This window comes from Labrys monachus, from assembly GCF_030814655.1.
In the GTDB taxonomy this organism is placed as follows: Bacteria; Pseudomonadota; Alphaproteobacteria; order Rhizobiales; family Labraceae; genus Labrys; species Labrys monacha.
This window is the reverse complement of sequence record NZ_JAUSVK010000001.1, coordinates 5,494,309-5,507,759: the sequence shown is the minus strand read 5'-3', so window position 1 is coordinate 5,507,759 and position 13,451 is coordinate 5,494,309. Positions and strand designations below refer to the sequence as shown.

At 66.8% G+C, this 13,451-nt stretch carries 9 protein-coding genes; all 9 read left to right on the top strand.

Annotated features, from left to right (window positions below; all coding sequences use genetic code 11):
• Nucleotides 1–58 precede the first annotated feature (58 nt).
• The 9 genes from murC (at nt 59) to ligA (ending at nt 13,401) form a co-directional block, all read left to right on the top strand.
• Nucleotides 59–1,474: a UDP-N-acetylmuramate--L-alanine ligase gene (gene murC, locus J3R73_RS25180; protein ID WP_307437674.1), complete on the top strand. Its 1,416-nt coding sequence runs from the start codon at nt 59–61 to the stop codon at nt 1,472–1,474.
• A 271-nt stretch (nt 1,475–1,745) separates the two neighbouring features.
• A complete protein-coding gene (gene murB / locus J3R73_RS25175; RefSeq protein WP_307433780.1) occupies nt 1,746–2,693 on the top strand; it encodes a UDP-N-acetylmuramate dehydrogenase in 948 nt (315 codons plus the stop codon).
• 298 nt (nt 2,694–2,991) lie between these two features.
• Nucleotides 2,992–3,798, top strand: a complete 807-nt coding sequence (locus J3R73_RS25170) for a cell division protein FtsQ/DivIB (RefSeq protein ID WP_307433778.1) — start codon at nt 2,992–2,994, stop codon at nt 3,796–3,798.
• Entirely contained in the window at nt 3,795–5,120 is a 1,326-nt protein-coding gene (gene ftsA, locus J3R73_RS25165) for a cell division protein FtsA (RefSeq protein ID WP_307433776.1), read from the top strand. The genes J3R73_RS25170 and ftsA overlap by 4 nt, the downstream gene beginning before the upstream one ends.
• 240 nt (nt 5,121–5,360) lie before the next feature.
• Complete coding sequence (gene ftsZ, locus J3R73_RS25160) at nt 5,361–7,076, top strand: cell division protein FtsZ (protein WP_307433774.1); 1,716 nt, start codon at nt 5,361–5,363, stop codon at nt 7,074–7,076.
• Nucleotides 7,077–7,404: 328 nt separating this feature from the next.
• Nucleotides 7,405–8,352, top strand: coding sequence for a UDP-3-O-acyl-N-acetylglucosamine deacetylase (gene lpxC / locus J3R73_RS25155; RefSeq protein WP_307433772.1), 948 nt, complete (start codon nt 7,405–7,407; stop codon nt 8,350–8,352).
• Nucleotides 8,353–8,538: 186 nt separating this feature from the next.
• Entirely contained in the window at nt 8,539–9,408 is an 870-nt protein-coding gene (locus J3R73_RS25150; protein WP_307433770.1) for an outer membrane protein assembly factor BamD, read from the top strand.
• A gap of 115 nt (nt 9,409–9,523) precedes the next feature.
• Nucleotides 9,524–11,191, top strand: a complete 1,668-nt coding sequence (gene recN / locus J3R73_RS25145) for a DNA repair protein RecN (protein WP_307433768.1) — start codon at nt 9,524–9,526, stop codon at nt 11,189–11,191.
• Between the two features lie 89 nt (nt 11,192–11,280).
• On the top strand, nt 11,281–13,401 hold the full coding sequence (ligA, locus tag J3R73_RS25140; protein ID WP_307433766.1) for an NAD-dependent DNA ligase LigA: 2,121 nt from the start codon (nt 11,281–11,283) through the stop codon (nt 13,399–13,401).
• The last annotated feature ends 50 nt before the right edge of the window (nt 13,402–13,451 follow it).

Genomic DNA, 13,451 nt, shown 5'->3' with positions numbered 1-13,451 from the left:
CGCAATTTGCGACGAACCGCTCTATAGCGTTGCAAAACCCTTTGACAGAGAAGCCATGATGAAGCTGCCCCGCGAGATCGGTCCCATTCATTTTGTCGGCATCGGCGGTATCGGAATGTCCGGCATCGCCGAGGTGCTGGTGAATCTGGGCTACACGGTGCAAGGATCCGACGCGGCGGACAACTACAACGTCAAGCGGCTGAAGGACAAGGGCGTGAGGACCTTCATCGGCCACGCCGCGGAAAACCTCGGCGAGGCCGAGGTGGTGGTGGTGTCGACCGCGATCAAGCGGGACAATCCGGAGCTCGTCGCCGCGCGCGAACGCCGGCTGCCGGTGGTGCGACGGGCGGAAATGCTCGCCGAACTGATGCGCCTCAAGACCTGCGTGTCGATCGCGGGGACCCATGGCAAGACCACGACGACCTCGCTGGTCGCCACCCTCCTCGATGCCGGCGGCTTCGACCCCACCGTGATCAATGGCGGCATCATCAACGCCTACGGCACCAATGCACGGCTCGGCGCTGGCGATTGGATGGTGGTGGAGGCGGACGAGAGCGACGGCACCTTCCTCAAGCTGCCGACGGATGTCGCGATCGTCACCAATATCGATCCCGAGCATCTCGATCATTTCAAGACCTTCGATGCAATCAAGGACGCCTTCCGGTCCTTCGTCGAGAACATCCCGTTCTACGGCTTCGCCGTAATGTGCCTCGACCACCCGGTCGTGCAGGAACTGGTCGGCAAGATCGAGGACCGGCGCGTCATCACCTATGGCGAGAATCCCCAATCCGACGTGCGCCTCGTCGATCTCGACCTGACCGGCGGGCGCTCGCGCTTCCGGGTGGCCATCCGCGACCGCAAGACCGGCGCCGTCGTCGAGATCCCCGATCTCAGCCTGCCGATGCCGGGTGCCCACAACGCCTTGAACGCGACGGCGGCGATCGCCGTCGCCCATAGCCTGGGCATGAGCGCGGAGACGATCCGCAGGGGATTGAACGGGTTCGGCGGCGTCAAGCGGCGCTTCACGCGCACCGGCGAGTGGAACGGCGTGGCGGTGTTCGACGATTACGGGCATCACCCGGTGGAGATCGCCGCCGTCCTCAAGGCGGCGCGTGCGTCGACCGGCGGCAAGGTGATCGCCGTGGTGCAGCCGCATCGCTACACGCGGCTCGCCAGCCTGTTCAACGAATTCTCGGCCTGCTTCAACGATGCCGACATGGTGGTCGTCGCCGACGTCTATGCCGCCGGCGAAAGCCCGATCGAGGGCGCCGACAAGGACAGCCTGGTCGCGGGCATCCGTGCCCGCGGGCATCGCCACGTGGTGGCGCTGGACCGGCCCTCGTCGCTCGCGGGCATCGTCGCGTCCGCGGCCCGGCCGGGCGACTATGTCGTCTTCCTTGGCGCCGGCAACATCACGCAATGGGCATATGCGCTGCCGAACGAGCTGGCGGCGCTCCCTTTGCCGGCGGCGTGATGGTCGAGCTTCCCGCGGCGCGGATAGGCGTCAGCCTGGCGTTCGCGCCGGGAGCCCTGGGCTTTCCCCGAAACTTCGGCGATAAGCATGGTGGAATTCTCCTGTCGTTCCCGGCGAGCCGCACGGCGGCGAGGCATGGGCCCCGGCATCCGAAATGTCCTGCGGCCCTGTTCCTGTCCGCCCCACCGCCGGCCCTGGCCGGGGATGACGAAGCGCTGAACGCGGCGCTTTCAACCGACTGCAGGCCACCCTCCCGATATCTGGCTCATCGATGACCTTTCCCGACATCACGCAGATGCTGCGCGCGCGGATGCCCGGCCTTCGCGGCACGCTCGAAGCCAACGCGCCCCTGGCGCCGCTCTCCTGGTTCCGCACGGGAGGTCCGGCCCAGATGCTGTTCTCGCCCGCGGACGAGGACGACCTCGGCCTGTTCATGGCGGCCCTGCCGGCCGAGATCCCGTGGATGGTGATCGGCCTTGGCTCGAACCTCCTGGTGCGTGACGGCGGCATGCCGGGCGTCGTCATCCGCCTCGGGAAAGGCTTCTCGAAAATCGAGGTCGAGGGCATGGCCATCCGCGCCGGCGCCGGCGCTCCCGACGTCAAGGTCGCCCGGGCCGCGGCGGAGGCGGGGATCCGCGGGCTCTCCTTCCTACGCGGCATTCCCGGCGCCATCGGAGGGGCGCTGCGCATGAATGGCGGCGCCTATGGCGGCGAGACCAAGGACGTCTTCGTCTCGGCAACTGCCGTCGGGCGGGACGGCTCGCGCCATATTCTCGACCGCGCCGCCATGGGGTTTGCCTATCGCAGATGCGCCGCGCCGCCGGATCTCGTCTTCACCGAGGCGGTGTTCGAGGGCACGCCCGGCCGTCCCGCGGAGATCCTGGCGGAGATGCAGAGGATCACCGAGGCCCGCTCCTCGACTCAGCCCGTCAATACGCGCACCGGCGGCTCGACCTTCAAGAATCCCCCCGGGCAGTCCGCCTGGAAACTGGTCGACGAGGCGGGATGCCGCGGCCTGACCATCGGGGGCGCGCAGGTTTCGCCCCTGCATACCAATTTTCTCGTCAATCTCGGCGCGGCGAGCGCCGCCGACATCGAAAGCCTGGGCGAGACGGTGCGCGAGCGCGTGAAAGCCCGCTCCGGCATCGATCTCGAATGGGAGATCAAGCGCGTCGGCCTTCCCGCGCCGGGTGCGGGGGCCCCTGCCGAAACCCGTTAACGCCCGATGAAGATCCGGCAGCGAAAATCGGGGCACGGCATGCCGGCAAAGGCGGAAACCTTAACCCGCGGTAACCGATTGTTTACGGATTTGGCGGAAAGCTAACGTTAATGGGGCGTGAAGCAAATGCTGGCGGCAGACGCCGTTTCTCCCCAGACATCGCCTCTCAAAGAGGATGTTCCAGGAGAGCGTCGGCTCGAGGGTCATGCTGCGTTTGTTCAAATTGTCCTCCTTGCGCCTGGCTGGATCCAATACCCGGACCTGGGTGGATCTGCGGTCTTCGCGCCTGCAGCGTTTGATGTCGCATCCTCCGCGCGGTCTCGGCCTGGTGCTGACGGCGGCCCTGTTCTCCACCACCATCGTCTACGGCGCGAAGACCGGGCCGGTCTGGCCCCAGCTCGAAGCAACCTATGGCGCGCCGCCCGACATGGCCGCCAATTTCCTCGGCTTTCGCGTCGAGACCGTCGCCGTGAACGGCCAGCATGAGCTGACCGACCAGCAGATCTTCGCCGCCGCCGGGGTGACCGGCACCAGCTCGCTCCTCTTCCTCGATGCGGAAGCGGCCCGGGAAGGGCTGGAGGCGCTGCCCCTCGTGAAGTCCGCCCAGGTCCGCAAGCTGTTTCCCGACACGCTGTCGGTGTCGCTCGAAGAGCGCAAGCCCTATGCGCTCTGGCAGCGCGACGGCACCGTGACGCTGATCGCCGAGGACGGCACCGTCATCGAGCCGACGGTATCCCGGCGCTTCGCCGATCTGCCTCTGGTGGTCGGCGAGGGCGCGGACAAGCGGGCCCATGAGATCGTGCCCCTGCTCGCCGCCACGCCGATGCTGGCGGGGCGGGTGAAGGGGGCCACGCTGGTCTCGCAGCGGCGCTGGAACCTGACGCTGGACAACGGGGTCGTCGTCCGGCTGCCCGAGGAAGACCCCGGGACCGCATTGAAGAATTTGGCGCTCCTCGAACGGGAGGCCAGCGTTTTGGAAAAAGACATTTTGGCCGTCGATATGCGTCAGTCCGATCGTGCCGTGTTCCGTTTGAGCGAACAAGCCGCCGCCGCCCGCGCCGCCGCCTTGGGCAAGAAGGCGCCGAAGAAGGGGGATCACGTATGAGCCCCTTCGAGAACGGCCTGACGCCGAAACTGCGGCCGCTGGCGCCGCGCCGCACCAGCGTCATGTCGGTGCTCGACGTCGGCACCAACAAGATCGTCTGCCTGATCGCTCGGCTCCGTCCGCTGGAGGGCGCCGACCTGCTGCCGGGGCGCAGCCATCAGGCGCAGATCCTCGGAATCGGGCACCAGCGTTCGCGCGGGCTCAAATCCGGCGCCGTCGTCGACATGGAGGCGGCGGAACAGTCCATCCGGCACGCCGTCGACGCGGCGGAGCGCATGGCGGGCGTGCGGGTCGATTCGGTCATCGTCAACGTCTCCTGCGGTCGGATCGCGAGCGAGCATTACTCGGCCACCGTGCAGGTCGGCGGGCATCAGGTCGGCGATCACGACATCCACCGCGTGCTCGATGCGGGAGCCAATCATTCGGTGCGGGACAGCCGCGCGGTGCTGCATTCGCTGCCGATCGGCCACATGCTGGACGGCGTCGGCGGCATCCACGACCCGCGCGGCATGCTCGGCCGCACGCTCGGCGTCGACATGCATGTCGTGACGGCGGAGGCCTCCCCTGCCAAGAATCTCATGCTGGCGATCGAGCGCTGCCATCTCCACGTCGAGGCCATGGTCGCCACGCCCTACGCGGCGGGCCTTTCGGCCCTCGTCGACGACGAGACGGAAATGGGCGTGACCCTCATCGACATGGGGGCCGGCACGACGACCGTCGCCGTCTTCGCCAATCGCGCTTTCGTCCATGCCGACGGGCTTCCCATCGGCGGCGGACACGTCACCAGCGACGTCGCCCGCGGCCTGTCGACCCGCCTGTCAGAGGCGGAGCGGCTGAAGGTCCTCTACGGCGCCACGATCGCCAGCCCCTCCGACGACAGGGAGACCATCGCGGTGCCCCCGGTCGGCGACGATGAGCGGGACGGCATCCATCACGTGCCGCGCTCGCGCCTCGTGCGCATCATCCGCCCCCGCATCGAGGAAATCCTCGAAATGGTGCGGGATCGCCTGCGCAACTCCGGCGCCTGGGCCGAGGCGGGGCGGCGGGTCGTGTTGACGGGGGGCGCCTGTCAGCTTACCGGTACGGTGGAACTTGCACGCAAGATTCTCGACAGACAGGTGCGTATCGGCCGTCCTCTGGGAATTGCGGGCATGCCGGAAGCCGCCAAGGGACCCCCCTTTGCCGCGGCTGCGGGTCTCCTCGTCTATCCACAGATCGCCGGGGTGGAACACTTCGAGCCGCAGGTGCGCACACGCGTCCTGAGCACGGGAACAGACGGTTATTTCGGTCGGGTCGGACGATGGTTGAAGCATAGTTTCTAAGCGTCAGTTACAAAAAAGAAAATTCTTATTTGCAACTATGGCGTTTCGCCGGGCCGGAGCCGCAACTGGCCTTGCACTAGACGGCAGGACATATCAAAAAAATCCGGTCTTTCCGCCGGGATACACAAAAGGCTGCTTCGCAAATCAGTGTCTTTCTGATTCAAGAAGCAGAAGAGGGCCGCAAGGCCTTGAAGAAGGTCAATTAAAGGTGCGGCGACGTACCTGCAAGAGAGGCGAGCCATGACGATCAACCTCAAAATGCCGGATATCCGGGAGTTGAAGCCGCGTATCACCGTCTTCGGCGTTGGTGGGGCTGGCGGCAACGCTGTCAACAACATGATCGAGGCGGGCCTGGAAGGCGTCGATTTCGTCGTCGCCAACACCGACGCACAGGCGCTGACCCTGTCCAAATCCGACCGCATCGTGCAGATGGGCATCCAGGTCACCGAGGGTCTCGGCGCCGGGTCCCAGCCCGAGGTCGGCCGCGCCGCGGCCGAGGAGGTGATCGACGAGATCCGCGATCATCTGAACGGCGTGCATATGGTCTTCGTCACCGCCGGCATGGGCGGCGGCACCGGCACCGGGGCGGCTCCGGTCATCGCGAGGGTGGCGCGCGAAGTCGGCATCCTTACCGTCGGCGTGGTCACCAAGCCCTTCCATTTCGAAGGGCTGCGCCGCATGCGCCTTGCCGAGGCCGGCATCGCCGAGCTGCAGAAGAGCGTCGATACGCTGATCGTCATTCCGAACCAGAATCTCTTCCGTGTCGCCAACGACAAGACCACCTTTGCCGACGCCTTCGCCATGGCCGACCAGGTGCTCTATTCGGGCGTCGCTTCCATCACCGACCTGATGGTGAAGCCGGGCCTGATCAATCTCGACTTCGCCGACGTCCGCGCCGTGATGCGCGAGATGGGCAAGGCGATGATGGGGACGGGCGAGGCATCGGGCGAGCGCCGCGCCATCCTTGCCGCCGAGGCCGCCATCGCCAACCCGCTGCTCGACGACGTCTCGATGAAGGGCGCCCGCGGCCTGCTGATCTCGATCACCGGCGGCCCCGACATGATGCTCTACGAGCTCGACGAAGCCGCGACCCGCATCCGCGAGGAAGTCGATCCCGAAGCCAATATCATTCTGGGCGCCACCCAGGATCCGACGCTCGAAGGCATCATGCGCGTGTCGGTCGTCGCCACCGGCATCGATTCGGCGATCCTGCCGCAGGCCGCACCGTCCCAGAACGACGTCCGCCTGGCGGAGATGACCCAGCGCGTCCGCCAGCAGGCAGCGCAGGGGGAGCGGCCCGCCCCCCCGCGCCCGGCACCGGTCGCGGCTCCCGCGCCGATCGAGGTGACGAGCACGCCTGAAGTCGCCGCGCCGGTGGCAGCGCCCATCGCCGCGCCCGCGCCGGCGCCCGCTCCTGTGGCGGTCGCCAACGAGGTGACGCTGCGTCCCCTCGCGCCGAAGCCGACGCTCTTCCGCGACCCCGCGGCAGAGGAGACGCGCCGCGTGCCGGACCATCCGCCGGAGCCGGACCATTTCGTGCCGCCGGCACCCGAACGTGCCGTCGTCCGTCCTCCGCGCATGCCGCGCATCGAGGATCTGCCGATGCCGGCCCAGGCCCAGATCGCGGCCCAGCGTTCGGCTGAAGCGCCGCAGGGTGGTGCCGACAAGAAGCGCATGACGCTGCTGCAGCGTCTGGCGGCGGTCGGCCTCGGCCGCCCCGACGCCGACGAGCCTGCGCCGGCGCCCGCGCCGGCACCGGTTCAGCCCAACCGCCTTGCAGATCCGCGCATGGCGCCGCCGCGTCCGCCGGAGGCCCAGCGCCGCCCGCAGGCGCCGCGCCAGGCGCCGGCGCAGGGGCATCATCCCGAGGTGCAGCCGCGCCAGGCTCCGCAGGTGCGTTCGATCGAGGACGAGCAGCTCGAAATCCCGGCTTTCCTGCGCCGTCACACGAGCTGAGGCGGCCCATCGGTCGATTGAGACGATTTTGTAACCATAGCTGCGAATTTAGATGGCCCGGGCGTGTCGCCTGGGCCATATCTTTTTGAAATGGTTAAGGATTTCAAAACTAGGGTCGCTCGCCGGAATTTGGCGCGCCTGTGTTACAGATCGTAAGAAAGCGTGATTTGGCTAAACCTTTGGGTTCTGCTTTACGTATTTCCGAAGAAAGGTCCGAGTCCAGGCCCTGGTGCCTGGACCCACTAGAGGACCCGGGGTCAACAGATACAGGTCGTTCTCGGTTCGGTTGAATCTCGCCTCGCGGCGAACGGCTTGCGGAATGCGAAACATGAAATCTGGTTTCCAGACGACTTTGAATGATCGGGTTTCCCTTCAGGGAATCGGGGTTCATTCTGGCAAGCCTGTCTCCATTACCCTTCATCCCAGCGAGGCCAATAGCGGTATCGTTTTCCTGCGGACCCATCTGGAGAACGGTCGCGAGCGGGAGATCCTGGCGCGCTACGACAATGTGACGGACACGCGGTTGTGCACGGTGATCGGCGATCCCTCACGCGGCGCGGTGGGCACCGTCGAGCATCTGATGGCCGCTCTGCGCGGCCTCGGTGTTGACAATGTCACGGTGGAGGTCGACGGACCGGAGCTTCCGATCATGGATGGCTCCTCCGCGGTCTTCGTCGACGCCATCGATCAGGTCGGCATCGAGATGCTGCGCGCGCGTCGCCGCAAGGTGAAGGTCCTGAAGCCGGTGCGTGTCGAGATGGGACGGGCCTGGGCCGAGTTGCTGCCGTTCGACAAGGGTTTCCGCCTGGATGTCGAAATTGACTTCCCCTCGCCGCTGATCGGGCGGCAGCGCCGTGTGCTGGACCTCACGCCGGATGCTTTCCGCCGCGAGATCTCGCGGGCGCGCACCTTCGGTTTCGTCAAGGACGTCGAGCAGTTGTGGGAGCGCGGGCTGGCGCTCGGATCCTCGCTGGAGAATTCGGTCGCGCTGGGCGAGGACCGGATCCTCAACCCCGAGGGCCTTCGCTACGGGGACGAATTCGTTCGTCACAAGATGCTCGATGCCGTGGGCGATCTTGCCTTGGCGGGGGCGCCGCTGCTCGGTCAGTACCGCTCCTATTGCGGCGGCCATCGCGTCAACTTCATGATGCTCGAAGCGTTGTTCTCCGACAGCAGCGCCTGGACGATGGTCGATGCGCCCGTGCGCCGCGAAACCGGGCATGCCGATCTGAGCAGCGGGTTGGCTGCGGCGGCCTTCGCGCCCGATACCAACTGAACGCTGCGGTCCGTCGTCGACATTGTATTTGCAAAGCTTTGTACAAACGTGCCGAGGCGGTGGCGCTTGGCCCGGGGATCGGGTACAAGAGCGCCTGGATTTGGGCCGGCTTTGGTTCGACGCTGGGTTGTGCCCGGGTGCCGGAGCAGGTCGCCGCCGCCTGCCGTCGAAATAGAGGTCTGAGTGATGCCGCTGCGTTCCCTCTCGTCTTCCCGCTCTCTCGCGATGCGGTTCACGATTCGCGCCGTGGCCGTTGCCATGATGGCGGCGCCGCTCGGTGCCTGCGGTTGGTGGGATGACGACCCGGTCTACAAGACCCAGGCGACGGATCCAGCCGACCTTCTTTACAATCAAGGCCTCGTCTTCCTGAAGAACCAGGATTATACCAAGGCGGCCAAGCGTTTCGATGCGTTGGACAAGCAATATCCGCAGACCGAATGGCAGCAGAAGGCCATTCTTATGTCGGCCTATGCGAATTATTCCGCCGGCAACTATGATGATGCGATCACGGCCTCCCAGCGTTACGTGACGCTTTATCCGAAGAGTCCGGATGCAGCCTACGCCGCTTATCTCTATGCCAATTCGCAGTACAAGCAGATTCCGGACATCACGCGCGATCAGGATCGCACGGTCAAAGCCCTGCAGGCCTTCCAGGTCGTCGTGACCAACTGGCCGAAATCCGAATATGCCGACGATGCGCGCTTCAAGATCCAGGTGACCAAGGATCAGCTCGCCGGCAAGGAAATGGATATCGGGCGTTACTACCAGGGTCAGCAGAATTATGTCGCTGCGGTGAACCGCTACAAGATCGTGGTCGCGCAGTATCAGCAGACGCGGCAGATCGAGGAGGCGCTGAGCCGCCTGGCCGAATGTTATCTGGCCCTCGGCCTGACGAGCGACGCCCAGACGGCTGCCGCCATCCTTGGACACAATTATCCGGACAGCCAGTGGTACAAGGACACCTACACGCTGGTGAAGTCGAACGGCCTGGAGCCGCGCGAGGATACCGAATCCTGGCTGAGCCGCACGTTCCACTCGGCGATCTCGATGGATTGAGGCGGGAGCGCGGCTTCCCTGGTGGTTCGAAGAGGCCGGTCGAAAGATCGGCCTTTTTTGTCTGCGGTTGCTCTTTTGGCATGCGGGGCATCGACGGGAGCGATATAGAGTCACCATGCTCGTGCAATTGGCCATCCGCGATATCGTCCTGATCGACCGGCTCGATCTCGAATTCGTGCCCGGCCTGTCCGTGCTGACCGGCGAGACCGGCGCCGGGAAGTCGATCCTGCTCGACGCCTTCTCGCTTGCCCTCGGTGGGCGGGGCGACGGCGGACTGGTGCGCCACGGCATCGCCCAGGGCCAGGTGACGGCGGTGTTCGACATCCCGGCCGACCATCCGGCCCGCGCCGTGCTGCGGTCCAACGATATCTCGGACGACGGCGATCTGATCCTGCGCCGCGTGCAGATGGCGGACGGGCGGACACGGGCTTTCGTCAACGACCAGCCGGTGAGCGTGCAGGTGCTGCGCGCCGCCGGCGCGGCGCTGGTGGAGATCCACGGCCAGCACGATGACCGCGCGCTGACCGATCCGGCCTCCCACCGGGCCTTGCTCGATGCGTTCGGCGGGCTGGAGAAGCTCGCTGCCGACGTCGCCGGCAGACATGCCGCCTGGCGCAAGGCCACGCAGGCTCTTGCCCAGCACCGGGCCCGCATGGAGAAGGCGCGCGCGGAGGGGGACTGGCTGCGCCACGCCGTGGACGAGATCACCAAGCTCGATGTGCAGCCCGGAGAGGAAGAGGCGTTGGCGGCGCGCCGCGCCCAGATGATGCAGGCCGAGAAGATCGCCGTCGACCTCAAGGAGGCCCATGACGGCGTCGGCGGCCAAGGTTCGCCGGGGCCGGCGCTCGCGGCCATCATCCGGCGCCTGGAGCGTCGGGGAGCCCAGGCGCCCCGTCTGGTCGAGCCGGCGATCGCGGCGCTCGACCAGGCTCTCAACGCCCTCGAGGAGGCGCGCATCGCCCTGCAGTCGGCGCTGGACGAAGCGGATTTCGATCCGGCCGAACTCGAGCGGCTCGAGGAACGGCTGTTCGCCCTGCGGGCCGCGAGCCGCAAATATGACGTGCCCGTCGAAGGCCTTCCGCTGCTGGGCCAGCGCCATGCCGCCGAACTCACCGCCTTGGACGAAGGCGAGGGACATCTGGAAGCGCTGGAACTGGCCGATCGCGCGGCGAGGCAGGCCTATGAGGGGCAGGCGGCGAAATTGTCGGAGAAGAGGCGGGCCACGGCTGCCCATCTCGACAAGGCGGTCAATGCGGAGCTTGCGCCGCTCAAGCTGGACCGGGCGCGCTTCAACGCCAATGTGCAGAGCGACGGCACGCTGGCTTCGCCGGACGGGTTCGACCGGGTGGAATTCTGGGTGCAGACCAATCCCGGGACGCGGCCGGGCCCGATGATGAAGGTGGCGTCCGGCGGCGAACTCTCCCGTTTCATGCTGGCCCTGAAGGTCGCCCTGGCCGATCGCGGCTCGGCGCCGACGCTGGTCTTCGACGAGATCGATTCGGGCGTCGGCGGCGCCGTGGCGGACGCCATCGGCCAGCGGCTCGCGCGCCTTGCCGCGCGGGTGCAGGTCATCAACGTCACCCATGCGCCGCAGGTCGCGGCCCGCGCTTCCACCCATTTCCTCATCGCCAAGGAGGCGCAGGGGAAGGAACTGGTGGCGACGCGCGTGGTCGCGCTCGATGCCGCGCGGCGACGCGAGGAGATTGCCCGCATGCTCGCCGGCGCCCATGTCACCGACGAGGCCAGGGCGGCGGCCGATCGCCTCCTGCATATGGCGAAGTAGCGGACATGCCGGCTTTCGCGCCGGCTCTGCTGCCCTCGATGCCCAAGCTGTGCTAAGCGACGGCATCCCATCCTAGCCGGTTGCCCGCCATGACCAATACCAAGCCCGTCGCCGATCTCAGCGAGGAAGAGGCCCGAGCCGACTATCTGGCTCTCGCAGGCCTGCTGGCCGAAGCGGACCGGCATTATTACCAGGAGGACGCGCCCCGCCTCAGCGACGCCGAATATGATGCCCTGCGTCGGCGCTATGGCGAGCTCGAGGCGCGGTTCCCGCAATTGAAGACGGGCGACAGCCTGTCGGACAGGGTGGGGGCGCCACCCTCCGAGAAATTCGCCAAGGTCCGGCATCGCGTGCCGATGCTGTCGCTTTCGAACAGTTTCTCGGACGAGGACGTCGTTGAATTCGTGGCGCGTGTCCGCCGTTTTCTCGGCCTGGCCGAGGAGGAGCCCCTCACCGTCACGGCCGAGCCGAAGATCGACGGCCTGTCCTGCTCCCTGCGCTACGAACAGGGCAGGCTCGCGGTGGCGGCGACGCGGGGCGACGGCGCGGTCGGCGAGGACGTCACCGCCAATGTCCGCACCATCGGCGACGTGCCGGCGACGCTGCATGGCCAGGTTCCCGAACGCTTCGAGATTCGCGGCGAGGTCTATATGCGCCATGCCGACTTCGCGGCGCTCAACGAGCGGCAGGCCGAGGCGGGCAGGCCGCTCTTCGCCAATCCGCGCAACGCCGCCGCCGGGTCGCTGCGCCAGCTCGACGCCTCGATCACCGCGAGCCGGCCGCTGCACTTCTTCGCCTATGCCTGGGGGGAGGCGAGTTCGCTGCCGGGCGATACGCAATATGACGTGGTCCGCGCCTTCGCGGGCTGGGGCTTCGCCGTCAATCCCCTGATGGTGCGCTGCCGGAGCGTCGAGGAACTGCTCGCCCATTACCGCCTGATCGAGGCGCAGCGCTCGAGCCTCGGCTACGATATCGATGGCGTGGTCTACAAGGTCGACCGCCTCGACCTGCAGCAGCGGCTCGGCTTCGTATCACGCTCGCCGCGCTGGGCCACCGCCCATAAATTCACCGCCGAGAAGGCGACGACCCTGCTGCGCGACATCGAGATCCAGGTCGGCCGGACCGGTGCTCTCACGCCGGTGGCCAAGCTGCAGCCGGTCACCGTCGGCGGCGTGGTGGTCTCCAACGCGACCCTGCACAATGAGGACGAGATCGCGCGCAAGGATGTGCGCATCGGCGATACCGTCATCGTGCAACGCGCCGGTGACGTCATTCCCCAGATCCTGGGCGTCGTTCTCGAAAGGCGGCCGGAGGGCGCCGTTCCCTATCGCGCGCCTGAGACCTGTCCCTGTCCGCTTCGGACCCCGACCGTGCGCGAGAGCACCGCCACCGGCGAGGAGGGGGTGGTGCGGCGCTGCTCGGGCGAGTTCGCCTGCCCGTTCCAGAAGATCGAGCATCTGCGCCATTTCGTCTCCCGTCGGGCCTTCGACATCGAGGGGCTGGGGGAAAAGCAGATCGCCTCCTTCTTCGAGGACACCGAACTGCCGGTGCGAGAGCCCGCCGATATCTTCACCCTGGCCGCCCGCGATCGCCGCAACCTCAAGAAGCTCAGGGATCGCGAAGGGTTCGGCGAGACGAGTTCGCGCAACCTGTTCGCGGCGATCGAGGCGCGGCGGGAGGTGCCGCTCGAGCGCTTCATCTACGCGCTCGGCATCCGCCATATCGGCGAGACGACGGCCCGTCAGCTCGCGCGGGCCTATGGCTCCTGGACGTCCTTCGAGCAGGCGGCCCTGCGCATCGCCGCCAAGGATGAGGAAGCGGCGGCCGAGATGGACGCCATCGATCAGATCGGCGAGACCGTGGTGGAAGCGGTCGGCGCCTATTTCAGCGAGGCCCACAACCTCGCCGTTCTCGAACGCTTGACGGCCGAGATCCGCATCGCCGACGCCGAGAAGCCGCAGGCCGCGAGCCCGGTGGCGGGCAAGACGGTGGTGTTCACCGGCGCGCTCGAGCGCATGAGCCGTGACGAAGCCAAGGCGATGGCCGACCGGCTGGGCGCGAAGGTCTCCGGCTCGGTGTCGAAGAAGACCGATCTCGTGGTGGCGGGCCCCGGCGCCGGCTCGAAGCTCGCGGAGGCGCAGAAGCACGGTGTCAAGGTCATCAACGAGGATGAGTGGTTCGACCTGGTGAGCGGCGCGCAGAACGCCTGACGGTGTGCCGGTCCCCTGACCGGCATGTCGCGCGACGGGGCCTGGGATAG